This is a genomic window from Bradyrhizobium sp. PSBB068 (assembly GCA_016839165.1).
In the GTDB taxonomy this organism is placed as follows: Bacteria; Pseudomonadota; Alphaproteobacteria; order Rhizobiales; family Xanthobacteraceae; genus Bradyrhizobium.
Genome location: CP069300.1, coordinates 7,071,990 through 7,096,785 on the forward strand (window position 1 = coordinate 7,071,990; position 24,796 = coordinate 7,096,785).

Consider the following 24,796-nt stretch of genomic DNA (forward strand, 5'->3'; position numbering starts at 1 on the left):
ACTCAGCCTGGATTGCCTGCCTTGATCTCCTTGAGCCTGGCAAGCGCCTGTTCGAACTTGGCGTTGAACAGCCACATCGCATCGAGGATTTCGCGGAAGGTCGCCGATGTTCTTGCCCTGTCGGCCCGGCCGAACGCGAAGATGCTGTTGTTGCGCAGATATCCCATGATCCTGGGGTCGGAAATTCGGTAGCCGACCAGATTGCCCGACTTCAGCGCGGCCCGCGTCGGGGTCGGAATGATCTGGATCAGCTCGAAGAGCTTCATTTGATCGATCGGATCGGGCAGCGCCTTTGCGATCGCCGGAACCTGCGGGAAAACGTCCGCGTGTGCGTTCATGAGCGCGTCGCGCACCGCGGTCCAGTGATTGAACCGATGGTCGAGATTGCCGGCTCGGGCCTCTTCCTTGTCGTCGCGACGGCTCAGCGCAGGATCGAGGGCCGCGATCGACCCCTTGATGGCGGCCCACTTCTTCTGGCCGTTGCGATCTTCGGACGGGCCGGTCTGCAGGCTGCCCTTGTAGGTGTTCGACCGCGCATTTCCGGCATTCTGCTTGCCGTTCGTCTCGGCAAAGAACAGGCCAAGGCTGATACGGCCGGCGACAGCGGCGTCAGCGGCATCGAGCCCCCTGGCGCGCGCGATCACTGTCGCCAGGTCGACCACGTCCTTGAACGGCGTATCGGAGCTTTGCGCACCGGCGGGCGGCGCCTCCATGACGTCGAACAGCGTCTTGTACTCGTCGAGCAGCGGCTCATTGTCGGCATCGAAATAGGCCGGAGGGATTCCCAGCCTGTTGGGCCTTCCGATCCGCGCCGGCAGCGCATCGGTGAGATCCTTGTAGGTGCTCATCATCTCGACACGGGCCAGATAGATCGCCTGGCCCGGCAGGTTCGGCAGCGACTGCCCGGCATCGATCTGCGCGCGGCGCTGGCGCATGATCGAGACGAAATTCTTCAGCGCATTGTCGTAGGCCTTGAGCGCGGCCGATTGCTCGCTCGTGAGGGCGGCTGGCTCAGCAATGGCAGGACCCGCCGCAACCGGCGCAAGCAGCAGTCCGAGAGAGAGCGCCGCGGCGCGCGCAGCGGCAGATATCCCGATCGCCATCCTGATTGCCATGACGGCTTCCCGAGGCCCGTGCGTCACCGAATCCGACATCCCGGATCGTAGACCGCGAGGCCGAATCCCGGCAATCGGTCAAAGTTCGTTTCTCAGCGCAGCCTCGAGCGTCTCGCTCGAACACGGCTTGGCCAGCCGCGGCTTGTCGGCAAGCGATTCCGGCAGCCTGATGTCCGCGCCGTAGCCCGTGATGAAAGCGAAAGGCACTTTCAGGGCATCGAGCCGCTCGGCGATCACGAACGTCTTCTCGCCCCTGACGAGGCCGACGTCGAGCAGCGCGAAATCCGGCGCGCGTTCGGCAATCAGCTCAAGCGCGCGGGCGACGTTCGCGGCGGTGCGCACCGTCCGGGCGCCGAAGCCCAGGATGGTGTCCTCAAAATAGAGCGAGATGATCGGGTCGTCCTCGACCACGAGGACGTCGCCGGGCATGCCGGCATTGGGAGCGGATTCCATGACGCGGTGTCCAATTCTTCGATGATGGATGAGAGACCGGATCAGTCCGGCCGGATGGCCCGCGACCGGCGCCCGAAAGCACGCCGGCTGTTCCCGGGATGAAACCCACCACATCGCGCGCCGTCGCGTCTGTTCACTAGTGAACATAAAAGCTGGAACTTTTTCAGTATGGTCGGCGTTGGGTTTCCAGGATTTTCCAATGATTGCCAAACGGACCGATTTGGCCGGGACGAGCGACCGGCCGTTCAACAATCTCCTGCGCCGGCTGAATGCCGCCGACTACGCGCTGCTCGCGCCGCATCTTGCGGAGGTCGAGGCCGCGGCCGGCGAGCTGCTCTACAATCCCGGCGACGACGTCCAGATCGTGCATTTCCCATGCGGACCGAGCCTTGCGTCCTACATGGTGGCCAACGAGGACGGGCGCGATGTCGAAACCATCCTGGTCGGCCGCGAGGGCGCGGTCGGCGGCATCGTCAGCCAGGGCTTCCTGCCGGCGTACACACGCATCACCGTCAAGTTCGGGGGGCCGTTCGTGCGGCTGCCGATCAGCAAGCTCGACGCCGCCAAGCTGACCTCGATCTCGGTGCGCAACATCTTCGCGCGCTATGCCGACTGCATGCTGGCGCAGATTTTCCAGTCGACCGCCTGCAACGCGATCCATTCGATCGAGCAGCGCGCCGCGAAATGGATCATGTCGGCGATGGAACGCACCAATGGCAATGGCGTGGTGCCGCTGACGCATGAGCAGCTCTCGACCTTGCTCGGCGTCGGCCGCAGCTACACCAGCCGGGTGATCCAGAACTTCAAGGCCGAAGGGGTGCTGGATACCCGCCGCGGCGCGATCGTGATCCGCGATCCCGACAAGCTCAAGCTACGCTCCTGCATGTGCAACGAGGCGGTGAAGGATCACTTCGAGGAAGTGCTGCGCGGGGTGTATCCGAGCGAGGACAACCCGGCCAATTGATGCCAAGCTGACCTCTCCCCGCAAGTGCGGGGCGAGGGGGAACATCTATCGCGGGCCGCGAAAATCACGCTACACTCGCCTGATGAGCGGGGCTGAACTTCACGCGATCTTCGACATCGCAGCATGGGGCGCGGCCGCGATCGCCATGTGGTGGCTGTCGCGCCGGCCCGGGCTGCAATTCCCGCGGCAATCCTTCGAGCTGCCCTACATCGCCGCACTGGTGTTCGGCGCCGGCATCGGCGCCTACATCTTCGGCACGTTGAACCTGTGGTTCTCGGGCATGTCGGGTATCGCCCGCTCGGTCGAGGGTGCGCTGGCCGGCGGCGTCATCGCGATCGAGCTCTACAAATGGCTGCACGGCATTGCGCTGCGCACCGGGGCGCGCTTCGCACTCCCGCTCGCGCTCGGCATCGCGGTCGGCCGGCTCGGCTGCTATTTCGCGGGGCTCGAGGATTTCACCTACGGCACGCCGACCACGCTGCCCTGGGGCCACGATTTCGGCGACGGCATCCTGCGCCATCCCGTGCAGCTCTATGAAAGCCTGGCAATGGCGGCGTTCGCGGCCTTCTACGTCTGGGCCGTATTGAACCGCAACGCCGCTGTGATCACCAATGGATTCTACCTCGTGCTGTTCTACTATGGCCTGCAGCGCTTCCTGTGGGAGTTCATCAAACCCTACGGCACGCTGATCGGCCCGTTCTCGCTGTTCCACCTGCTGTCGCTGTTTGTCATGGTCTATGCCGCCGTCATGCTGGCGACGGCGCCGAATGTGAGTGTGAAGCATGAACGCGCCGCTGCGTAAGGCCCGCCCCTACATCTTCTGGGGCCAGACCCAGTCGCTCTGTGAGACCTGCCTGACATTGGTGCCGACCAAGATCCAGATCTCAGGCAACGAGGTCTGGTACGAGAAACGCTGCAAGCAGCACGGCGTGCAGTCGACGCTGGTCTCGACCGACCAGGCCTATTGGCGGCTGTGCAAGGACTTCATCAAGCCCGGCGACCGGCCGCTCGCCTTCCAGCGCCACACCGAATTCGGCTGTCCCTATGATTGCGGGCTGTGCCCCGACCATGAGCAGCACTCCTGCCTGGCGCTGATCGAGATCACGGAGCACTGCAACCTGACCTGCCCGGTGTGCTTTGCGGATTCCTCGCCGGCACGCTCAAGCTTCACGCCGCTGGCCAAGATCGAGACAATGCTGGACGCGCTGGTGGCGAGCGAGGGCGAGCCCGACCTGGTGCAGATCTCCGGCGGCGAGCCGACGCTGCATCCGGATTTCTTCGCGATCCTGGATGCGGTGCGCGCCCGCCCGATCCGCCACGTCATGATCAACACCAACGGCCTCAGGATCGCGCGCGAGCCGGATTTCGTGGCGAAGCTCGCCGCGAACAAGCGCGGGCTGGAGGTCTATCTGCAGTTCGATTCGCTGAAGCGCGAGGCACTGGTCAATCTGCGCGGCGCCGATCTGCGCAAGATCCGCCAGCAGGCGCTGGAAAATCTCGAGCGTTACGGCGTCTCGACCACGCTGGTCGCCACCATCAAGCGCGGCGTCAACGACGCCGAAATCGGCGACATCATCCGTCATGCGCTGACCTGGAAGTGTGTCCGCGGCGTCACGCTGCAGCCGGTGCAGGACGCCGGCCGCAACGAGGCCTTCAACAAAGATACCGACCGCATCATGCTGTCGGAGATCCGCCAGCGCGTGATCGAAACCGGAGTGTTCGGCGACAAGGACATGATCCCGCTGCCGTGCAATCCCGAAAGCGTCTCGATCGGTTACGGCCTGCGCAGCGGCGACAAGGTGCTGCCGCTGACCTCGCTGATCCCGCAGGAGCAGCTCGTCGCCGTGATGCCGAACACGATCAGCCCGGAGAAATATCCGGTGCTGCGGGAAAAATTCGTCGATTTGTTCTCGCTGTCGTCGGGGCCGCTGAACACCTCGGAGCGGGTCTGCGAGTTGTTGTGCTGCCTGCCGAGCTTCGAAGTGCCGGAGGGGCTGACCTACGAGAACGTGTTCCGCGTCACCATCGTGCAGTTCCTCGATCGCTTCAACTTCTGCGTCGGCAACGTCAAGCGAAGCTGCATCCACTTCGTCACCGAAAGCGGCGCGATCATCCCGTTCGACACCTACAACCTGTTCTATCGCGACGGAAAAATCGACGGCATCCGCGCAAGCCTGGCCGGCCAGACCTATCGCGAGGCGCGGCAGGGCGAGGAGGTGCCGCGATGAGCGATGACAGCAGGCCTATCAATCCGGATGGATCGCCGCCCTCGCTGCCTCCCCCGCTGCCGCCCCGACGCGGCGGCTGCGCGACCGCCTTCATGGCGCTGTTCGGGGTGTTCCTGCTGCTCCCCGGGCTCTGCGCGATCCTGTTCGGGGTCGGCACCCTGACCTCGTCGCGCCCCGACCCCTCCATCCTTTCTCTGGTCCTGCTCGGCCTGCTGGTCGGTTTTGCCGGCGTGATGCTGATCCGCGCCGCGATCACCGGGCGGTAGAGGTCGGCATTGATCGCTGTACGGGCTCGGGCTGATCATCCGGGCAGGCCTGGAAATGATGCCGAATCAGGGCTCTGACCCGTTAGAACCCGGGTTCCCGGCTCGAAATCAGCTTCCCAGACCGCCAACAAACCGTTGTTTTTTGGCGTTTTCTGACTATATTGCGCCGCAACGCGCAAGGTGCCCGGTCCTCTGACCGGGCTTCCTTTTTGGGGTGATGCGTCCCCGTCAAATTTCTTGGGTATGAGCGTGATCCGGGCCCCGATTGGGCCACGTGAGCGAGCGGCCGGCCAAATCGGTTCGGCGAGATCGCGCATCTGACCATTGCACGACCAGAAGAAGAGCCATGAACCTTCGCAACGTCGCCATCATCGCCCACGTCGACCACGGCAAGACCACCCTCGTCGACCGCCTGCTGCAGCAATCCGGCACCTTCCGCGAAAACCAGAAGGTTGCGGAGCGCGCCATGGACTCCAACGATCTGGAGCGCGAGCGCGGCATCACCATTCTGGCGAAAGCCGCCTCGGTGCAGTGGAAAGACATCCGCATCAACATCGTCGATACCCCCGGCCACGCCGATTTCGGCGGCGAGGTCGAGCGCATCCTGAACATGGTGGATGGCGCGCTGGTGCTGGTCGACGCCGCCGAAGGTCCGTTGCCGCAGACCAAGTTCGTGGTCTCCAAGGCACTCAAGGTCGGACTGAAGCCGATCGTTGTGATCAACAAGGTCGACCGTCCCGACGCACGACCGACCGAAGTCATCAACGAGGTGTTCGACCTGTTCGCGGCGCTCGATGCCAGCGAAGAGCAGCTCGACTTCCCGATCCTGTACGGGTCGGCCAAGCAGGGCTGGATGGCGGATAGCCCGGATGGACCGAAGGACGCCGGCATGCAGCCGCTGTTCGACCTGATCGTGCGCCACGTGGCGCCGCCGCAGGTCGAGCAAGGTCCGTTCCGGATGATCGGCACCATCCTCGAGGCCAACAACTTCCTCGGCCGCATCATCACCGGCCGCATCTCCTCGGGCAGCATCAAGCCCAACCAGGCCGTCAAGGTGCTGGGCGCCGACGGCAAGCTGATCGAGCAGGGCCGCATCAGCAAGATCCTCGCGTTCCGCGGCATCGAGCGCACGCCGCTCGATGAAGCCGAAGCCGGCGACATCGTCGCGATTGCTGGCCTGACCAAGGGCACCGTCGCCGATACGTTCTGCGATCCGTCCGTCGACACCCCGTTGCAGGCGCAGCCGATCGACCCGCCGACGGTGTCGATGTCCTTTATCGTCAACAATTCGCCGCTCGCCGGCACTGAAGGCGACAAGGTGACGAGCCGCATGATCCGCGACCGTCTGCTGCGTGAGGCCGAAGGCAACGTCGCGCTGCGCGTCGTCGAAGCCGCCGACAAGGACTCGATGGAAGTTTCGGGTCGCGGCGAATTGCAGCTCGCGATCCTGATCGAGACCATGCGGCGCGAGGGTTTTGAGCTCTCGGTGTCGCGCCCGCGCGTCGTGCTGCAAAAGGACGAAGCCGGCGTCTGGCAAGAGCCGATCGAGGAAGTCGTGATCGACGTCGACGAGGAGCATTCCGGCGTCGTCGTGCAGAAGATGAGCGAGCGCAAGGCCGAGATGATCGAGATGCGCCCGTCCGGCGGCAACCGCCTGCGGCTGGTGTTCTACGCGCCGACCCGCGGCCTGATCGGCTACCAGGGCGAACTGCTCACCGACACCCGCGGCACCGCGATCATGAACCGCATCTTCCACGGCTATGCCGCCTACAAGGGCGAGATCCAGGGCCGCCGCAACGGCGTGCTGATCTCCAACGACCAGGGCGAAGCGGTGGCCTACGCGATGTTCAAGCTGGAAGACCGCGGCCCGATGATGATCGAGCCGGGCTGGAAGGTCTACAAGGGCATGATCGTCGGCGAGCACACCCGCGACAACGATCTCGAGATCAACGTGCTGAAGGGCAAGCAGCTCACCAACATCCGCACCACCTCGAAGGACGAGGCGGTGCGCCTGACGCCGCCGATCCGGATGACGCTGGAAAAGGCGCTGGCCTATATCGAGGACGACGAGCTCGTCGAGGTGACGCCGAAGTCGATCCGGCTGCGCAAGAAGCATCTCGATCCGAACGACCGCAAGCGCGCCGAAAAGGCCAAGGAAGCGGTGGCGTAAAAGCGGCCCCGCAAAGCAATCTGTCATGCCCCGGCTTGACCGGGGCATCCAGTACGCCGCAGCCTATCGGTTCAATAACAACCGCCTCTGGAATACTGGATCGCCCGCTTTCGCGGGCGATGACAGTCATGCGTGAGGCCGCTTCAGGCCCGGCGGCGAACGTGCTAGAGCCGGGACATGAGTTCCCTTCCCTCCACGGTCGATGTTGCCATCATCGGTGCCGGCGCCGCAGGCCTCGGCGCCGCGCATGCGCTGGAGGGCACCGGCCTCTCCAGCATCGTCCTGGAAGCACGCGATCGGCTCGGCGGCCGGGCGCATACGATCCAGGCCGCACCGGACGTGGTGTTCGACGTCGGCTGCGGCTGGCTGCATTCGGCCGACCAGAACAGCTTTGTCGGCATCGCCGAGCAACTCGGCTTCGAGCTCAACAAGGACCTGCCGCCGTGGCGCGAGCGCGCCTATGGCAAGGCGTTCCCGCAGGCCGACCGCGACGCGTTCATGCTGGCGCTCGACGAATTCTACGAACGCATCGAGCAGGCCGCGCGCGGCGGCAAGGACGGCTCAGCCGATCGCTACCTCGAGCCCGGCAATCGCTGGAACCCGATGATCGATGCGATCTCGACCTATGTGAACGGCTGCGAGCTCGACCAGCTCTCGATTCTCGATTTCGACGCCTATGAGGACAGCAACGTCAATTGGCGGGTGCGGCGCGGCTATGGCGCGCTGGTCGAGGCCTATGGTCAGCAGGTGCCCGTCGCGCTGAACTGCGAGGTGAGGCTGATCGATCACTCCGCCAGGCGCATCCGCATCGAGACCTCACGCGGCACGCTGGAGGCGGACAAGGTGATCGTCACCGTGCCGACCAACCTGATCGCCGACTCGGCGATCCGCTTCTCGCCGGCGCTGCCGGAAAAACTCGACGCCGCGCGCGGCCTGCCGCTCGGCCTTGCCGACAAGGTGACGCTGGCGCTCGCCGAGCCCGAGGCGCTGCCGAAGGAAGGCAATCTGCGCGGCGCCACCATGCGCACCGAGATGGGCACCTATCACATCCGCCCGTTCGGCCAGCCCTGCATCGAGGGCTTCTTCGGCGGCCGCTTTGCGCGAGCGCTCGAAGATGCCGGCGACGGCGCCATCGCCGCGCACAGCATCGACGAGATCGTCTCCTTCCTCGGCAATGATTTCCGCGGCAAGCTGAAGCCGCTCAGCGAATCCCGCTGGGCGCATGACCCGTTCGCCCGCGGCTCCTACTCGCACGCGCTGCCCGGCCACGCCGACAAGCGCGCCGCACTCGCCGCACCGGTCGACGGCCGGCTATTCTTCGCCGGCGAGGCGACGTCACCGCACTTCTTCTCGACCGCGCACGGCGCGCGGGACTCGGGCGAGCGGGCGGCAAAGGAAGTGTTGGCTTTCGTATCTCGAAAGTAGCCACATCATCATTGCGAGCGAAGCGAAGCAATCCATCGCGCCGCGGAACGGATAGAGTGGATTGCTTCGCCGCTCCGCTCCTCGCAGTGACGGCAGAAACTACTCCAGCACCCTCGCCCGCATGTCGGCGTCCGGCACGAAGCACGTCTCGTACTTCCCGAAGATGCGATAGCGGTTGCGGGCGATGAGGCTGTAGACGGTGTCGCGCAGCGGCTTCGGCACCGCGAACAGCGCGCTCGTCCAGCCCCAGCCGGGGAGATGGCTCAGCACCGTCAGCGCCGCATCCGACTTCATCCAGGCGATGCCGCCATGGACCACGGCGTTGGTGTCGGGATCCTCAGGGTCGATGCCGAAGGTCTTGGCAAGCCGGGTGCCATAATCCGACTGGATCGGCGTGAAACGAAAGCGGCGCGCCGTGTCGCGGGCGACGACGAAGCGGACCCAGCGCGAGCAGAAGATGCAGACGCCGTCGTAGAGGATCACGTCGTCGTCGGGCCAACTCTTCATCTTGTTTTCCTTCGACGCGTATTCTTCACGCGAACCGGTCCCACTTCGCTTGCAAACGCTATCGATTGTCCAGCATCAAGAGCGCCACCAGCATCAGCACGATCGCAGGTCCGGTCTTCACCAGCGCGCCGAGCGGCTCGATCCAGAGGTCGGGCGTCAGGATCGCCGATCCGAACATATAGCCCAGCGAGGCGACGATGCCCGCAACGAGACCGAACGCCGCGGCACGGCGGATCGCGATCAATACACCGATGCTCATGTCCATCAGGCTGGTCCCGACCGTCACCGGCCCGACCAGAGCGGGCGGGAAATGATGCGCGCTCAATATGCCGGCGGCGGCGTCATAGGAGATGACAAGGGCGATGAAGCCGGACGCGACCCAGAACAGCACCAGGCTCGCGAAGATCAGCGCCTTGATCAGGAACAGCCGCGCGAACCATTTGTCCTGGATCGTCGCGGGTCGGCCGCCGACCGCTTGCGCGATCGTCTTCGGCACGATGCCGGTCGCGTGCATCCAGGGCGAGGGATCACCGGTGACGCCGCGGCGCAGCTCGGCGATCGCAGTGGAGCGCATCGGCGGCATCCAGCCGAGGCGGTTTGTGAGATCGCCGAGACGGGCGCCGAGATCGATCAGGAACGATGGCGAGGCGATACGGAATTGCTTCGCCGTGCCGAACGACCAGCGGAATTGGGCGATGACGCCGCCGAGCGAGACCGGCTGCTTCTGCATCAGGTCCCATGTCACCGAGCGCACCGCTTCGTCGTCGATATCGCGCGTCGCGAGCCATGCGATGGTGGCGGCGATGTCCTCGACCGCGACCGGCTGGAACGGCGTCGCCGCCTCGTCGGCCGGCAAATCCACCGGCAGCGCCGCCAGCGCGCGCAGCATGGCGCTGCCGCCATAGGCCGATGGCGCGATCACAAAGCCCGGGCGCAGGATCGCATGGGCGATCCCCGATGCCGCGATCAGCCGTTCGGCTTTGCGCTTGGTGGCGCTGAAGGCGGTGCGATCCTGATCGGCGCTGCCGGGAATCGAAATGTGCACCAGACGGATGGCGCGATGGCTGTCGCGGATCGCTTCGAGCAGTCGCGCCACGAAGTCGCGATGCACCGCGCTTGTGTCGCTGCCCGGACCGTCCTGCAGTACGCCGAGGCAGTTGACGACGACATTGACCTCGTGGGTGCGAAGCAGCTGCGTCAGGTCAGCGACATCCATCGACATCAGTGGCAGCTCGAGATCGGCTGCGCTCATCTTTTGTGCAGCCGTGAACTGCCGCGCGATCCCGATCGCGTGAAAGCCGCGCGCCCTCAGATCGTCGGTGAGGTAGCGTCCGATCAGGCCCGACGCGCCAAGCACGAGGATATTGTGTGATGCATCGTCACTCATGAGATCGGATCATGTTCTAGAATGGTTTTGCGATCATCAGCCAGAGGATGATCATCACCGAGCCGAAGCCGGGAATCCCGAACAGGAACCAGCGGCGAAACAGCGCAGCGTAGCGCGGCGGCAGCGGAAGCCCCTTATCGGCAGCCGCCTGCGCGAGGTCGCGCATCTCCATCTGCATGAAGATGACGGGAACCCAGAACACGCCGGCCAGTGCGTAGAGCGCAAGCGAGAGCAACAGCCAGCGCTCGGTCAGGCTGGTTGCCGACAGCAACATCAGCAGCCCGCCGCTCACCGGCTGCAGCAACACCGCGCTCAAGGTGAAGATCATGTCCGCGACCACGACCGTCGACGCCGTGCGCGCGATAAAGGACGCGCTTTGCGTGCGATGCGCCGCCAGCATGAAGAAGGCGATGCCGGTCCCGGTGCCGAGGATCACGATGGCGCCGAGCACATGCAGATACTTGATCAGGAAGTAGAGCGTCATCGCAGTCCGCTCACGATCGGGCTGGTTTTGGCGCGCACAGATATCGCCGCTGCCATAGACCGTGCGCGCGCAAAAATCCACTGCGGCTGCGCACTCGGAGTACCCACATCGCGCTTGGATCGCACGCCAGATCCTGGCGGCGAATCAGCCCCGAATGAGCTTTTTCCGAGCGACGGCACCATCATACTGTGCGCGCGATTCACGCTTTGCACAGGCCAGGATCGGCAATTGATCGCTCAAGCCTGGCAAGTGTCCTCTTTCGACACAAGTTTTCATGACACTGATGCAAAAAACCCACAGGTTAACTGATAATTAACGATGGACCTTGAAGGCGGCCCTCCGACTTGCTTTGATTGGATGCATGAGCACAACGCTAATCGAGGTCCGGCCAGCCAAAGCTGCAGACGCAGCCTCGGTGGCGTCTACCCATGACGAAGCCTGGCGCTCGGCGTATCAGGGAATCATCCCCGGCGCCGAACTCGAAAAGCTGATCAATCGCCGCGGCCCGCAGTGGTGGGACAGCGCGATCCGCAAGGGCAGCCGCGTCAGCGTGCTGGTGTTCGGCGACCGAATCGCAGGCTATGCCAATTACGGCCGCAACCGCGCCCGCAGCCTGCATTTCGAAGGCGAGATTTACGAGCTCTATCTGCGGCCGGAATTCCAAGGCCTCGGCTTCGGCCGGCGCCTGTTCGCCGCGGCCCGCCGCGACCTGATGCAGAGCGGCCTGAAGAGCATGGTGATCTGGGCACTCTCCGACAACGAGCCGGCGACCGAGTTTTACCGCGCGCTGGGCGGCCGGATGGTGGCGCGCTCCTCGGAACGGTTCGGGCCGAAGTCGCTCGACAAGGTCGCTTTCGCCTGGGCCAACTGAAAATCCCGCTTCTCTCGCAGCTGCAGCAAGGCTAAACCAGCCTGAGCGCTGCGCGCGACGGCCAGCCCGGCCCCCACGGCCGGGCCTGATGTCGTTTTGCGGCCTGGCGGCGCCAACCAAAAAATCACATCGTTCTCAACTTCCAGAAGGCCACGCGGAGCAATCCATGCGTATCGACGCCATATCGATCGGAAAGAATCCGCCCCACGACGTCAACGTCATCATCGAGGTTGCCGTCGGCGGCGAGCCCATCAAATACGAGATGGACAAGGAGGCCGGCACGCTCGTGGTGGACCGCTTCCTCTACACGCCGATGCGCTACCCCGGCAATTACGGCTTCATCCCGCACACGCTGTCGGGCGACGGCGATCCCTGCGACGTGCTGATCGTCAACACCCGCGCGATCGTGCCGGGCGCCGTGATGAGCGTCCGCGTGGTCGGCGTGCTGCTGATGGAGGACGAGGCCGGCGGCGACGAGAAGATCATCGCGGTGCCGTCCTCGAAGCTGACCCAGCGCTACGACAAGGTGCACAATTACAGCGACCTGCCCGACATCACGCTGCAGCAGATCCAGCACTTCTTCGAGCACTACAAGGATCTCGAGAAGGGCAAGTGGGTGAAGGTGCTGCGCTGGGGCGACGCCGACGAAGCCCGCAAACTGATCCTCGAAGGCATCGAGCGGGCGAAGAAGAAGTGACGGCGTAGTCGATACGGCGCGCTCTTCCGTCATTGCGAGCGAAGCGAAGCAATCCATGCCACCGCACGTGTGGGACGGTGGATTGCTTCGTCGCTTCGCTCCTCGCAATGACTGCGGAGAGATTTCCCAGCTATCTCACACCGCCGGCGCCGGCAGGCCCTGGATCGCGCAGGCGGCACGCAGCGTGTTGACAAGAAGGCACGCCACCGTCATCTGTCCGACGCCGCCCGGCACCGGCGTGATCGCGCCGGCGACGCCGAGCGCTTCCTGGAATGCGACGTCGCCGACCAGCTTCGGCTTGCCGCCGGGCACCGGAATGCGGTTGATGCCGACATCGATCACGGTCGCGCCCGGCTTGATCCAGTCGCCCCGCACCATCTCGGGACGACCGACCGCAGCATAGACCAGGTCGGCCTGGGCGCAGAGTTTCGGCAGATCGCGCGAGCGCGAATGCGCGATCGTCACCGTCGCGTTCTCGTTCAGCAGCAATTGCACCAGCGGACGGCCGACCAGATTGGAACGGCCGATCACGGTCGCGCTCATTCCTTCAAGCGAGGCATGCACGCTCTTGGTCAGGATGATGCAGCCGAGCGGGGTGCAGGGCGACAGCGCAGCCAGGCCCCCGGCGAGCCGGCCGGCATTGTTCGGATGCAGGCCGTCGACATCCTTGGCCGGATCGATCGCATTGATGACGGTCTCGGTGTGCAGCGATTTCGGCAGCGGCAGCTGCACCAGGATGCCATGCACCAGCGGATCGCGGTTGAGCCGCGCGATCAGCGCCAGCAGATCGGCCTGCGACACATCCTCCGGCAGCTTGTGCTCGAACGAGGCCATGCCGGCGGCCTGGGTCTGGGTGTGCTTGCTGCGGACATAGACCTCGCTCGCCGGATCATGGCCGACCAGCACCACGGCGAGCCCCGGCGTGAGCGCATGGTCGCGCTTGACGCGGGCGACCTCGTCGGCGACGCGGGCGCGAAGCTCGGCGGCGATGGCTTTTCCGTCGATGATGCGGGCGGTCATGTCAGTCCTTCGTCTCTTGGTTCGGCTTTGCCGCCGTCAATTTTCTCAGCGTTTCGCCAAGCCCCTTAGGGTCACCGTCGACAGCCACCTGCTTCAGCCGCGAGGTTGCCCCCGATAGCAGCTTCACCCTGGCCTTGGGCACGCCGAGCGCCTTCGCCAATAACTCCGTCACCGCCCGGTTGGCCTCACCGCCCTCGGCGATGGCACGGACTCGCACTTTCACCACCGAACGGCCGTTGGCCAGCGTTTCGATCCCGTCGATGTCGTCGCGGCCACCGCGCGGCGTCACGCGCAACGCGATGCTGATGCCCTCGGTGGAATAGCGCCAAGGATCCATCAGCAATCCATCAGCAGCGGTCCATCGCCAGGGATCAGATCACGTTGGGATAGATGTAATAAGCGATCACCCGCTGGATGAACATGATGATCAGGATCACGATAATCGGCGAGATATCGAGACCGCCCAGATTCGGCATCACATTGCGAATCGGCCGCAGCACCGGCTCAGTGATCCGGTAGAGGAACTCGGCCACCGCCGAGACGAATTGGTTGCGCGTGTTGACCACGTTGAAGGCGACCAGCCAGGACAGGATGGCCGAGGCGATCAGCAGCCAGACATAAAGGTCGAGGACGATGATGACGATGTCGAGAACAGCGCGCATATGATGGGGGCTCGCGGGTGGGACGACCAGGTAAAGCGCAACGAAACCGGACTTGAACCGCCAGCGCGCTTCTCGTTTGAGCAGGATCTTCTCGGAAAACCGCTGCGTACTTCTCGCTAACGCGGCCCGCCGGGTCCGGATCATGCTCTAAATATCGGTTCGGCCCCCCGCAAACAAGGGAAGTTCCGGGCAGGAAAGGTCGAAAACAGCCGTTTCGCCGTTCTTGACTTGGCCTTGGGCGGGACTGTAAATGGCGCCCGACTGACGGCCGGGACACTCAGCAACACCCGGTCGCGATGGGGCCATAGCTCAGCTGGGAGAGCGCGTCGTTCGCAATGACGAGGTCGGCGGTTCGATCCCGCCTGGCTCCACCACGCTTCGCCTTCGGGCTACGCGTGGCGCAGCCGCGCAGAGCCCGAAGGACGAAGCGTGGTGTCCGGCGAAGCCCAAAGGGCGAAGACGGACCGGTCCAAACCCCTCTTCTCCGACGCCTCGCCGCCAGCCCCAATCCCCCTCACGTCCCCGTAAACCGTGGCGGCCGCTTCTCCACGAAGCTCGCGACGCCTTCGCGGAAATCATTGCCCTTGAGCGCGATCTGCATTTCGCGGTTGGCGTCTATGGTAGCCTCGGCGAGGGTCTGGAACGGCACGTCATAGACCTGACGCTTGATCACCGCGATCGCGCTCGGCGAGACGAAATCGGCGAGGTCGCGGGCATAGGCATAGGTGTCCTCGCGCAGCTTCTCCGGCGAAGAGAGCCGGTTGACGAGGCCGATGCGCAGCGCCTCCGCGGCCGACACCCGCCGCGCCGACATCAACAGATCGAGCGCGTTGGCATGGCCGACGATGCGCGGCAGCATCCAGCTGATGCCGTGCTCGGCGATCAGGCCGCGCCGCGCGAAGGCTGTCGTGAACACCGCGCTGTCGGCGGCGAAGCGCAGATCGCAATACAGCGCGTGAACCAGGCCGATGCCGGCGGTAGCGCCGTTGAGCATCGCGATGACTGGCTTCTTGATGGCGGGGTAATAGGCGTAACGCGTCTGCCAGTCGGCGCGGCGGTTCATGTCGAACGGAATGCTCTCGCCACGCCTGACCTCGTTGGGATCGATGCCCTGCAGCGCTTCCATGTCGGCGCCGGCGCAGAAGCCACGGCCCGCGCCGGTCAGGATGATGACGCGAACATGGTCATCGTTCGCCGCCGCCTCCATCGCATGGCGCACGTCGCGCTCCATGATCGCGGTCCACGCATTCATGCGGTCCGGGCGATTGAGCGTGATGGTCGCGATCCGGTCGCTGACCTCATAGAGGATGTGCTGATAGCTCACGGCGATCTCCCTGGCCTTGTTGTTATGAATTCGCACGGCGATACGAGCCACGCGCGGCAGCCGACAGTAGCACATCCATCAGAATGAAAAGGGCGGCGCGAAATTCCGCGCGGCGGCTATTCCGCCGCCTGCAGCAGCATCGGCCGCGGCACGCGCGCGATCCAGCCGTCGATGAAATGCTTCAGCCACGCGCGCTCGGCGGCATCATGCACGGCGCGCCCGGCGAAGTGCTGATGGACCGGTTGCGCGCCCGGCGAATCCAGCCGCGCGCAACCGCGCGTGGTCCAGCGATGCATCATCGCGTAGGTCACATCGGGATGGAATTGCAGGCCGAAGGCGTTGCCGAACTGGAACGCCTGCACCGGGAAATCATCGCCGGTCGCAAGCAGGTCCGCGCCGTCGGGCAGTCGAAAGCCCTCGCCATGCCAATGATAGACGCGCGCCGGCCAGTCCGGGCAAAGGGCGCGGCCCGCGTCCGTCGGACTGACCGGGTAGTAACCGACCTCGACACGGCCCTGCGGATGCGGCGCGACGCGCGCGCCGAGTTGCCGCGCCAGCATTTGCGCACCGAGGCAGATGCCGAGGAACGGACGCTGCTCGCGCAGCGGAACGGAAATCCAGTCGATCTCGCGCCGGACATAGTCGTCGGGATCGTTGGCGCTCATCGGGCCGCCGCAGATCACCGCGCCGGCATGCATCTCGAGCGTGTCGGGCAGCGTATCGCCGAAGCGCGGACGGCGGATGTCGAGGGGGTAGCCCAGCGCACGCAGCGCGTTGCCGATCCGGCCGGGAGTCGAGGTCTCCTGATGCAGCACGATCAGCACCGGCCTTAGCGCAGCCTGATCCGAAACCTGATCTACCGGCGTGACCGCGGTCGGCCTTCGGTTTGCGAAGGGTACCACGACACGGCTTTGGTCAGACCGGAACGACATTGCCTCTGCTTGAAGGTTTGGCCTCTGCTTAAGGATTCGGCACGTAAGGTGCGATCATAGCTAAGTGCTCGTTAACATCGTGTGAGTTTGCGCACACACGCGCGAAGCAAATCGCGGGCCAGAGACAGCCTTAACGACGACCGAGGGAACGCTTCAGGGGGCTAGCGCTTGCGGAGCTGAAAGCCGCCGACCGCCGACAGGATGAACGAACGCGGAAACAGCCGGAGCAGGAACGGCACGACCTTGATGAAGGCGCCGGGCAGCACGGCGCGCTTGTTGGCCATCAGGCCGCGATAGGCCTGGCGGGCGACCTCATCAGGCGCAACGTTGAGGATCGCGGAATCGAATCCCGGGGCAAACCCTGCGCGATCCTGGAATTCGGACGGCACGGGACCAGGGCAAACCACGGTAACGCGCACGCCTTTCGGCGCCAGCTCACAGCGCAATGCCTCGGAGAATGAAAGCACATAGGCCTTGCTGGCGTAGTACACGGCCATGCCGGGGCCCGGCAGGAATCCCGCGATCGAGCCGAGATTGAGGATGCCGCCGCGATTGCGGATCAGCTGGTCGGCGAAGCGCAGCGTCAGGTCGGTCAGCGCACGGATGTTGACGCTGATCATGTTGAGCTGTTCGGCACGGTCACGCTCGACAGCGAGGCCGAACAGGCCGAAGCCGGCATTGTTGACGAGATATTCGACCTCGACCCCGGCCTCGGTCAGGGCCTGCGCGATCCGGTCGCCCGCATCGGTCTGCTGGAGATCGCAGGGGATCACGATCGGGGCCGCGCCGCCCTTGGCCCCAAGCTCGTCGGCGAGCGCAGTCAGGCGATCGGCGCGCCGCGCCACCAGCGCCACGCGGTGCCCCTTTGATGCAAACACGCGCGCCAGTTCGGTGCCTATGCCCGCCGATGCCCCGGTTATCAGCGTCACACGCTCAGTCACGTTTCAAACTCTTACTGCAAATTCTAGTGAGGTTCCCTGCGGGGCGACGAGAGCATAGGCATGCGGTGCGACGCAAGCCGTGTATGGGCTTGTGGATAGCGGCTGAGGCGCTGGTTTCGGGACGAAACTACCGATTTTCAGTCGGATCGCCCCCGATCGCGGCGGAAATTAAAATTTCGTCATCCGTGATGCCGGCGACGATGCACCCGCTTGCGCAGCCGACCCTGTCAAATTGCCGCGTCTGCCGTGCCCCAGGGGCCCTTCGGCAGCTCGGCCTGCTTCTCGGCGACCCTGTGCTTGAGGTCGATGCGGTCGCGCGAGGAAATGCCGAGCAGGTCGGCGGCGCGCCAGACCACATTGTCCTCGAACTCGCTGACCTGGCCGTCGGCATAGACCAGCTCCCACATCATCTCGACGATGCGCAGCCGCCCCTCCTCATTCACCGAGCGCATGATCACGCTGGTAAAGTGATAGAGATCCACGGCCTCGCCTTCGACGCGCATCGCGGAAGCGATCAACTTGTCGGCGGTGCCGGGATCGAGCTGGAAACGGCTCTCGATCAGGCTGTGCAGCTTGCGCGTCTCGGTCGGCGTCGGCTCGCCGTCCAGCGAGACGACATGCACCAGCAGCGCGGTCGCCGCCAAGCGATAGTCGCCGTCATCGAAACTGCGGTCGGCCCGGGCATCGGGGGAGACGATATCGGCAATGAATTGGCGGAGTCCGTCGAGCATCGCTCTCTCTGTCGAATGAAGCTGAAACCTATATGGCGTGGAAACAGAACCGGCGCAATCCGCGCAGGTCCCCGCTGCGGCATTACGTTTCGGCAAGCATTACGTTTCCGCAATATGACTACGGTATCTCGTACACCACGAGCTTGTCGGCAATGCCGCGCAATGCCGCTTCCTTCTGGATCGGCTTGATCGCGGCGCGATCGAGGATGCCTGCGACTTCAGCCGATTCCATCACCGGCTGGGTCAAATGGATTTCCTGTGACGTCGACAGGCTCTGCACCCTGGCTGCAATGTTCACGGTCTGGCCGAAATAGTCCTGCCGCTCGTTCAGCGTCACCGCGAGGCACGGCCCCTCGTGGATGCCGATCTTGACGATCAGATCCTCCTTGCCGCGCTCGGTGTTGAGCTGCTTCATCGCGGCCCGCATCCGCAAGCCTGCCGACAATGCATGCTCGGGCCGGATGAAGGTCGCCATCACGGCGTCGCCGATCGTCTTCACGACCGCGCCGCGCTCGGAAGCGATGATCTCGAGCAGCGCGTGGAAATGCGCGCGCACCAGATCGAACGCGGCGAGATCGCCGACCCGCTCATAGAGTGCGGTCGAACCCTTCAGATCGGTGAACAGGAAAGTCAGCGCGGTGATCTTCAGCCGCTGGTCGCCGGTGAGATTGTCGGCCTTGAACACGTCGCGGAAGGTCTGGTTCGACAGCATCCGTTTCGCGGTGAGGATCGGCTTGCGCTTGCCGACAAGCTTGTGCAGCGGATCGCCGGCGACCCACACCGAGGGCAGCACGCGAACGTCGGCGTGATTCTCCAGCGAAAGCCGCAGCGGCCCCGGCCGCATCGTCGAGGTGCCGGTCGGCGCATGCGTTTTGTTGAACGCGATCGAGAATTGCTGACGCTCGGTGGTCGGCTCGCCCTCGATGGCGAAGAAGTGCGCCGAATGTGTCACCGGCTCGAACACGATGATGAACTCGTTGGGCAGGTTGAGCGACAGGATCGCCTTTTCGCCGGGCGGCAGCTCGAGCCCCTCCAGCGTGACCTCATTGATCAGGGTCGACACCGAGCTCTCGTCGAGCTCGATCCCTGAACTCCAGAACACCTGGCGGAAGTATTCCCAGATCGGCAGCGTGTTGGGATCATGCGCGGCGATGTGGCGGACCCGCGGGCTGACGGTGAAGGCGACCTCGACCAGCTCGTCGACTGAGACCTCATAGCCGGCCGCGCACAACGCGCAATTGTAGTCGTCATGACGCAACGATTTCAGCGTGGTGTGGGCATCGAGCACGCCGCCGCAGCCCGGACACAGCACGTTCCAGCTCATGTCGAACAGGCCGAGCCGCGAGGCGTGCAAGAAGCCGGAAATCGCCTTCTCCTCGTCGAGCCCGGTGCGGCGCGAGAAATCCAGCACGTTGATGCGATTGAGCTCGCGATCATCGCCATCAGCGATCAGCTGCTGCATGGCGTCGACGACGGCCGGATCGGCCGTCTGCCTGAGGACTGCGAAGTGGGCCTGCGTGTCGCTCATGGTGACCACCTATGTTGGGAGACGCCGCGCACGGTCAGCGCGGCTTGATCGTGAACACCGGCGATCGGTTCGGCTGTGTCGTCACCACGCCGATCGGAATCACCGGATCCTTGTCCGCCAGCGCGACGCGGAACGCGCCGATGATCTTCGCGAGCGCGAGCGTCGCCTCGACCAGCGCGAAATGCGCGCCGATGCAGACCCGCGCGCCGACGCCGAACGGCAGATAGGCGAAGCGATCGGGCGGTGTTCCCGTCATGAAACGCTGTGGCACAAAAGCATTCGGATCGCGCCATAGCTTCTCATGCCGGTGCAACAGCCACGGCGCGATCAGGATTACGTCATGCTTCCTGACCGGACGGCCCTCGATGGTGTCGGGACCGCCCGCGGCACGCGCGATCAGGAACGCCGGCGGATAAAGCCGCATGGTTTCGTCGATCACGGCGCGGGTGAACTTCAGCTTCTCGAAGTCCAGCGCGCCTGAAGTCGCCACGTTCCTGACTTCTGCTTCCAATTGCTCCTGGGTCTCTGGATCGAGCGCCAGCAGATAGAGCGCCCAGAACAGCGCGGTCGCGGTGGTCTCATGGCCGGCCAGGATCATGGTCGCGACCTGGTCGCCGAGCTGGGCATCGGTGAAGGCCTGACCGGTCTCAGGATCGCGCGCAGCGCCCATCAGGTCGAACAGGTCGCGGGCCGGCGCATTGTCATCCTTGCCGGCGGCGCGGCGCTCGGCCATCAGCTGGCCGACGAATGCGGTCCAGCGCTTGCGGAAGCGGGCGCGCCGGAAATCCTGCGGGGTCGGCCAGTTCAGGGGCAACAGCAGGTCCAGCATATGCGGCCGCGCCAGCGTGTCGCCATACTCCATCACGAAGTCGCGCAGCGCGGCGCCGTGGCGGTCCATGCCGAACGAGAACATGGTGCGGCCGGCGATCTCCAGCGTCATGCGCTGCATCACCTCGCGCAGATCGACCGGACCGCCGCTCGCGATCTTCAGCCTGCCGATAGTCTCGTCGACCGCCGCGATCATGTAGGGCACCAGCGTCGTCACCGCGCGCGGCGTGAACGCCGGCGCCAGGGTGCGGCGCTGATGCTTCCACGCGCGGCCCTCGGCGATCAGCAGTCCCTCGCCCAGCATCGGACGCAACACACGGAGGCCGGCGGGCGTGCGGGTGTAGTTCTCGTAATTGTCGACCAGCACGTGGCGGATCGCATCCGGCGTGTTGAGGATGAAGCTCGAGTGATTGAGGAAGCGGCCCTGAACGATGTCGTCCTCATAGGCGCGCTGGCCCCAGGTCTCGATCGGCGAGTTGCGCATCACCCGCATCCGCTGGAACGCGCCCATGTCGGCGGGGGCGCGCGGCGGCGCCGGCGGGACCAGGGGCCGCCGCGTGACCGTGATATCGTAGACTTCAGCTATGCTCATGGTCCTCGCTTCCTGCCTCACGCAACGGCCGATCCGGCCATGCGATCCCGGCGCCGTGAAGGCGCGCGGACCCCTTCCACAAGACCTAATAAGTCAGCTCGGCGACTGCAATCCGGTTCTCCGACGCCGGCCAGCTCCGCATCACAATGCGCTCGGCGTTGAAGATTGCGGCAACCGGACGTCCGATCTCGGCCGCGGTGAGCCGCAACGTCGTCACCGCGTCGGTCGGCACGCCGGATTTGACGTCGGCCGGCTCCTTGCCGTCGAACAGCACGATATCGCGCGGTAATCCGAAATAACCGCGCGGCCGCGACATCAGCACGACGGCGCCTGCACCGGCATCGGCCGGCAGCATGGGCCGCGCGGCGCGCAGATGCACGATGTCGGAGGAGCGCGGAAACGGCGAGCGATAGATATGCGTCGTCACCGCATCAGGCGAGGTCAGCACGAATTCGAGCGACCAGGACGGATCGACCTGCGCCGGCCCCCACCGGCCATCGGCGCCGGTCTGCGAGCTGTGCAGCGGGCCGCCGAGGCGCTCGCCGGTTTCCGCCGACACATGATAGATGTCGACCACGGCGCCCGGCACCGGCCGGTTGGTCGGCACGCCGCCGGGCGTGCCCGTGACGAGGCCGCTCAGCCGCACCGCCGTCTCCGGCACGATCTCGATCCGCGACGGCTCACGTCCGGCGATGAATTTGTAGATCTCGCGAAAGGCGCGCGGATGATACGCGGTCTCGCGATGATCGACCGCGCCGAGCACCAGATTGGTCGCGCCTTTCAGCGCCGGGCCGTCGGTCGTGACGTTGGTCGGCGTGCCCGGCTTGCCGATGAAGCGGCCGTCGGCCTGCGCATATTTGTCGAGCCCGTCGCTGCGCAAGGTCAGGAACGCGGTGCCCGCGGTCACCTCGCTGTCGCCATCGTTCAGCCCGCGCAGGAACGGACCGCGCCCGTTGAACTCGTTGCCGAGGCCGTCGTCGGATGCATAGACGCCGTGATTGGGCGTGCCGCACAGCACCGCGTGGCTGATGTCGCCGCTGCCACCATTCTTGATGGTGTTGCGGATCGCATTGCCGCCGCGGGAATTCCCGACCAGCGCGATCCGCGTGGCGCCGCTGGTCTGCTTCAGCTCCCTGACCGCCTCGGCGAGCGCGCGGCGCTGGTCCTCGGTCGAGGAACGGCCCGCCTGCTCGACCTTGTCGTCGGCGCGCGCCAAGGGATCGGTGAAGTTGATCGCGGCCATGCGCTCGCGCGGCACGCCGTTGGACTCCATCCGCCACAGCGTCGTCATCCAGAGCGCGGCATGATCGCCGTTGCCGTGCACGAACAGGATCGGCGGCAGGGTCGGCGGAATGTCGCCGGCCGGCGCCGGCTGGGCAAAAGCCGGGGCGGCGAGGCGGCCCGCCAGCAGCGTCAGGGCGCCGGCTCCTTGAAAAAATCTCCGCCGCGACAGCGCCATTGATCCCCTTCCCCAAGCCTTTCAGGGCTTTAGCTGTGTCCTACAGCCCGCGAGGATACCGTAATCGCTGGACAGGACACGCGTTTGCCGGGCATCAGTTGATGCAGCCGGAATCATTCAACAAACCATAGCAGGCCAACCGGAACCGGATATGACCGAACCGCCGGATCGACCAGACCGTATCACTGCACCGTTGCGGCATTCAATCTTCAGGCGGATCTGGCTCGCGAGCCTGCTCTCCAACCTCGGCATCCTGATCCAGGGCGTCGGCGCCGCCTGGGCGATGACCCAGATGACCGCGGAGGCCGACAAGGTCGCCCTGGTGCAGACCGCGCTGATGCTGCCGGTGATGCTGATCTCGATGCCGGCCGGCGCCATCGCCGACATGCATGACCGCCGCATCGTCGCGCTGGTGTCGCTGGCGATCGCGCTCTCCGGCGCGACCACGCTGACGGTGCTGGCCTGGCTCAATCTGGTGACGCCGAACATCCTGCTCGCGCTGTGCTTCGTGGTCGGCAGCGGCATGGCGCTGTTCGGCCCGGCCTGGCAATCCTCGGTCAGCGAGCAGGTGCCGTCGGAGACGCTGCCCGCCGCGGTCGCGCTGAACGGCATCAGCTACAACATCGCGCGCAGCTTCGGTCCTGCGATCGGCGGCATCGTGGTGGCCTCCGCGGGCGCCGTGGCGGCGTTCGCGGCCAACGCTGTCCTGTACCTGCCGCTGCTGGTCGTGCTGTTCCTGTGGAATCGCGTCAGCGAACCGTCGCGGCTGCCGCGCGAGCGGCTGAACCGCGCCATCGTCTCCGGCGTGCGCTACATCACCAATTCGCCGTCGATCAAGATCGTGCTGACCCGCACCATGGTGACCGGCATCATCGGCGGCTCGGTCTCGGCGCTGATGCCGCTGGTGGCGCGCGATTTGCTGCATGGCGGCGCGCAGACCTACGGCATCATGCTCGGCGCCTTCGGCATGGGCGCTGTGATCGGCGCACTCAACATCAGCGAGATCCGCAGCCGGCTCAGCGGCGAGGCCGCGGTGCGGACCTGCGCGCTGCTGATGGGCGTTGCGATCGCGATCGTCGCGGTGAGCAAGCAGCCGGTGATCACCGCAGCCGCGCTGGTGGTCGCCGGTGCGGTATGGATGCTGGCCATCGCGCTGTTCAATATCGGCGTGCAGCTCTCGGCGCCGCGCTGGGTCGCCGGCCGTTCGCTTGCGGCGTTTCAGGCCTCGATCGCCGGCGGCATTGCGATCGGAAGCTGGTGCTGGGGCCGCATCACGGACCTCGGTGGTGTCGAGACGGCGCTGTTGATCTCCGCCGGCCTGATGCTGCTGTCGCCGCTGCTCGGCATCTGGCTGCGGATGCCGCCGGTCGGCGCGCGCAACGAGGACGCGACGGTTGCCCTGGCCGATCCCGAGGTGCGGCTGCAATTGACCGCGCGCAGCGGGCCGCTGGTGGTGGAGATCGAGTACCGGGTGGCGCAGGACAAGGCGCGCGCCTTCCACAATGTGATGCAGGACGTGCAGCTGAGTCGCCAGCGCAACGGCGCCTATGGCTGGTCGATCGCGCGCGACATCGCCGATCCCGAATTGTGGACCGAGCGCTATCATTGCCCGACCTGGCTCGATTTCCTGCGCCAGCGCAACCGCGCCACCCAGATCGAGCGCGAGCTGCACCAGAAGGCGGCCGACTTCCATATCGGCGCGGATCCGATCCGGGTGCGGCGGATGCTGGAACGGCCGTTCGGCTCGGTCCGCTGGAAGGACGAGACCCCGGATCGCGCCGCCAAGGAGGTGATCCCGGTGGTCGCGACCGCGGCGGGGAGTAGTACGTAGACTCCGTCGTCATTCCGGGACATCGCGCAGCGATGGGCCCGGAATCCATCGGGCCGCGAGTCCAGCGTTGGAATGGATTCCGGGCTCGCGCCAGGCGGCGCGCCCCGGAATGACGATGATGGCGCTACTGCCCGTTGTCGGTGAGCGTCTGCTGGCAGGCCTTGCTGAGACGGCTGCGATGCTCCTTCAGGCAGGCCAGCACGACCTGATCGCCCTCGCCGAGATGGGCGCGGCAGAACCGCGAGGCATCGCGCGAGCAGGCATCGCGCCCCTGCTGCTGTGCTGAGACCGCTGACGTCAGCAGAACCAGCGGAACGGCGGCGAACAGAAATCGGGTCATCACAAAGCCTCTAAGGAATGCGACGCTGGTTCTATAGCGTT

The 24,796-nt window shown here is 65.2% G+C and carries 25 protein-coding genes and 1 tRNA gene; 10 read left to right on the forward strand and 16 right to left on the reverse strand.

Going from position 1 to position 24,796, the window contains the following annotated elements:
- Positions 1-2: 2 nt before the first annotated feature.
- Both JQ507_32790 and JQ507_32795 read right to left on the reverse strand, forming a co-directional pair.
- Positions 3-1,103 (reverse strand): hypothetical protein, encoded by a 1,101-nt coding sequence (locus JQ507_32790; protein ID QRI73614.1) that lies wholly within the window; start codon positions 1,101-1,103, stop codon positions 3-5.
- A 90-nt stretch (positions 1,104-1,193) separates the two neighbouring features.
- Entirely contained in the window at positions 1,194-1,568 is a 375-nt protein-coding gene (locus tag JQ507_32795; GenBank protein ID QRI69576.1) for a response regulator, read from the reverse strand.
- A gap of 199 nt (positions 1,569-1,767) precedes the next feature.
- Here JQ507_32795 and JQ507_32800 point away from each other — a divergent pair, with 199 nt between their 5' ends.
- The 6 genes from JQ507_32800 (at position 1,768) to JQ507_32825 (ending at position 8,621) form a co-directional block, all read left to right on the forward strand.
- Positions 1,768-2,532 carry a Crp/Fnr family transcriptional regulator gene (locus JQ507_32800; GenBank protein QRI69577.1) on the forward strand — a complete coding sequence of 255 codons (765 nt, stop codon included), beginning with the start codon at positions 1,768-1,770 and terminating at the stop codon, positions 2,530-2,532.
- Positions 2,533-2,614: 82 nt separating this feature from the next.
- Positions 2,615-3,334, forward strand: coding sequence for a prolipoprotein diacylglyceryl transferase (locus tag JQ507_32805; protein ID QRI69578.1), 720 nt, complete (start codon positions 2,615-2,617; stop codon positions 3,332-3,334).
- Positions 3,315-4,760 carry a radical SAM protein gene (locus tag JQ507_32810; protein QRI69579.1) on the forward strand — a complete coding sequence of 482 codons (1,446 nt, stop codon included), beginning with the start codon at positions 3,315-3,317 and terminating at the stop codon, positions 4,758-4,760. The genes JQ507_32805 and JQ507_32810 overlap by 20 nt, the downstream gene beginning before the upstream one ends.
- On the forward strand, positions 4,757-5,026 hold the full coding sequence (locus JQ507_32815) for a hypothetical protein (GenBank protein ID QRI69580.1): 270 nt from the start codon (positions 4,757-4,759) through the stop codon (positions 5,024-5,026). The genes JQ507_32810 and JQ507_32815 overlap by 4 nt, the downstream gene beginning before the upstream one ends.
- A gap of 346 nt (positions 5,027-5,372) precedes the next feature.
- Positions 5,373-7,196: a translational GTPase TypA gene (gene typA / locus JQ507_32820; GenBank protein ID QRI69581.1), complete on the forward strand. Its 1,824-nt coding sequence runs from the start codon at positions 5,373-5,375 to the stop codon at positions 7,194-7,196.
- A gap of 177 nt (positions 7,197-7,373) precedes the next feature.
- A complete protein-coding gene (locus JQ507_32825; protein ID QRI69582.1) occupies positions 7,374-8,621 on the forward strand; it encodes an FAD-dependent oxidoreductase in 1,248 nt (415 codons plus the stop codon).
- A gap of 99 nt (positions 8,622-8,720) precedes the next feature.
- Here the strand turns inward: JQ507_32825 and JQ507_32830 are convergent, their stop codons facing one another.
- From JQ507_32830 to JQ507_32840, 3 genes are read right to left on the reverse strand one after another with little or no spacing between them, the layout of a single operon-like run.
- A complete protein-coding gene (locus JQ507_32830; protein QRI69583.1) occupies positions 8,721-9,128 on the reverse strand; it encodes a thiol-disulfide oxidoreductase DCC family protein in 408 nt (135 codons plus the stop codon).
- A 58-nt stretch (positions 9,129-9,186) separates the two neighbouring features.
- Positions 9,187-10,515, reverse strand: coding sequence for an SDR family oxidoreductase (locus JQ507_32835; GenBank protein QRI69584.1), 1,329 nt, complete (start codon positions 10,513-10,515; stop codon positions 9,187-9,189).
- 16 nt (positions 10,516-10,531) lie between these two features.
- The gene (locus JQ507_32840) at positions 10,532-10,999 is read right to left on the reverse strand and encodes a DUF2269 domain-containing protein (GenBank protein ID QRI69585.1); all 468 of its coding nucleotides are present in this window, start codon (positions 10,997-10,999) and stop codon (positions 10,532-10,534) included.
- Positions 11,000-11,360: 361 nt separating this feature from the next.
- On the opposite strand from JQ507_32840, the gene JQ507_32845 reads away from it, so the two are divergent.
- Together JQ507_32845 and ppa are read left to right on the forward strand one after the other, a co-directional pair.
- A complete protein-coding gene (locus JQ507_32845; GenBank protein ID QRI69586.1) occupies positions 11,361-11,870 on the forward strand; it encodes a GNAT family N-acetyltransferase in 510 nt (169 codons plus the stop codon).
- Positions 11,871-12,036: 166 nt separating this feature from the next.
- Positions 12,037-12,567 (forward strand): inorganic diphosphatase, encoded by a 531-nt coding sequence (ppa, locus tag JQ507_32850; protein QRI69587.1) that lies wholly within the window; start codon positions 12,037-12,039, stop codon positions 12,565-12,567.
- A 135-nt stretch (positions 12,568-12,702) separates the two neighbouring features.
- On the opposite strand, the gene JQ507_32855 is transcribed toward ppa, so the two are convergent.
- From JQ507_32855 to JQ507_32865, 3 genes are read right to left on the reverse strand one after another with little or no spacing between them, the layout of a single operon-like run.
- Positions 12,703-13,587 (reverse strand): bifunctional methylenetetrahydrofolate dehydrogenase/methenyltetrahydrofolate cyclohydrolase, encoded by an 885-nt coding sequence (locus JQ507_32855; GenBank protein QRI69588.1) that lies wholly within the window; start codon positions 13,585-13,587, stop codon positions 12,703-12,705.
- Position 13,588: 1 nt separating this feature from the next.
- On the reverse strand, positions 13,589-13,924 hold the full coding sequence (locus JQ507_32860; protein ID QRI69589.1) for a DUF167 domain-containing protein: 336 nt from the start codon (positions 13,922-13,924) through the stop codon (positions 13,589-13,591).
- Positions 13,925-13,958: 34 nt separating this feature from the next.
- Positions 13,959-14,249 (reverse strand): YggT family protein, encoded by a 291-nt coding sequence (locus tag JQ507_32865; protein QRI73615.1) that lies wholly within the window; start codon positions 14,247-14,249, stop codon positions 13,959-13,961.
- A gap of 298 nt (positions 14,250-14,547) precedes the next feature.
- Here JQ507_32865 and JQ507_32870 point away from each other — a divergent pair.
- Positions 14,548-14,623 (forward strand) — tRNA-Ala (locus JQ507_32870).
- Positions 14,624-14,763: 140 nt separating this feature from the next.
- Here the strand turns inward: JQ507_32870 and JQ507_32875 are convergent.
- The 7 genes from JQ507_32875 to JQ507_32905 form a co-directional block, all read right to left on the reverse strand.
- On the reverse strand, positions 14,764-15,573 hold the full coding sequence (locus JQ507_32875) for an enoyl-CoA hydratase (protein ID QRI69590.1): 810 nt from the start codon (positions 15,571-15,573) through the stop codon (positions 14,764-14,766).
- A gap of 116 nt (positions 15,574-15,689) precedes the next feature.
- Positions 15,690-16,505, reverse strand: a complete 816-nt coding sequence (locus tag JQ507_32880) for a glutamine amidotransferase (GenBank protein QRI69591.1) — start codon at positions 16,503-16,505, stop codon at positions 15,690-15,692.
- A gap of 161 nt (positions 16,506-16,666) precedes the next feature.
- Positions 16,667-17,446, reverse strand: coding sequence for an SDR family oxidoreductase (locus JQ507_32885; GenBank protein QRI69592.1), 780 nt, complete (start codon positions 17,444-17,446; stop codon positions 16,667-16,669).
- A gap of 227 nt (positions 17,447-17,673) precedes the next feature.
- Complete coding sequence (locus tag JQ507_32890) at positions 17,674-18,177, reverse strand: TerB family tellurite resistance protein (GenBank protein QRI69593.1); 504 nt, start codon at positions 18,175-18,177, stop codon at positions 17,674-17,676.
- A gap of 118 nt (positions 18,178-18,295) precedes the next feature.
- Positions 18,296-19,705 (reverse strand): adenylate/guanylate cyclase domain-containing protein, encoded by a 1,410-nt coding sequence (locus JQ507_32895; GenBank protein QRI69594.1) that lies wholly within the window; start codon positions 19,703-19,705, stop codon positions 18,296-18,298.
- A gap of 34 nt (positions 19,706-19,739) precedes the next feature.
- Positions 19,740-21,125: a cytochrome P450 gene (locus JQ507_32900; protein QRI69595.1), complete on the reverse strand. Its 1,386-nt coding sequence runs from the start codon at positions 21,123-21,125 to the stop codon at positions 19,740-19,742.
- An 85-nt stretch (positions 21,126-21,210) separates the two neighbouring features.
- Positions 21,211-22,584: a hydrolase gene (locus tag JQ507_32905; GenBank protein ID QRI69596.1), complete on the reverse strand. Its 1,374-nt coding sequence runs from the start codon at positions 22,582-22,584 to the stop codon at positions 21,211-21,213.
- 151 nt (positions 22,585-22,735) lie between these two features.
- Here JQ507_32905 and JQ507_32910 point away from each other — a divergent pair, with 151 nt between their 5' ends.
- A complete protein-coding gene (locus tag JQ507_32910) occupies positions 22,736-24,415 on the forward strand; it encodes an MFS transporter (GenBank protein QRI69597.1) in 1,680 nt (559 codons plus the stop codon).
- Between the two features lie 124 nt (positions 24,416-24,539).
- On the opposite strand, the gene JQ507_32915 is transcribed toward JQ507_32910, so the two are convergent.
- Positions 24,540-24,755 (reverse strand): hypothetical protein, encoded by a 216-nt coding sequence (locus tag JQ507_32915; GenBank protein QRI69598.1) that lies wholly within the window; start codon positions 24,753-24,755, stop codon positions 24,540-24,542.
- Positions 24,756-24,796: the final 41 nt, after the last annotated feature.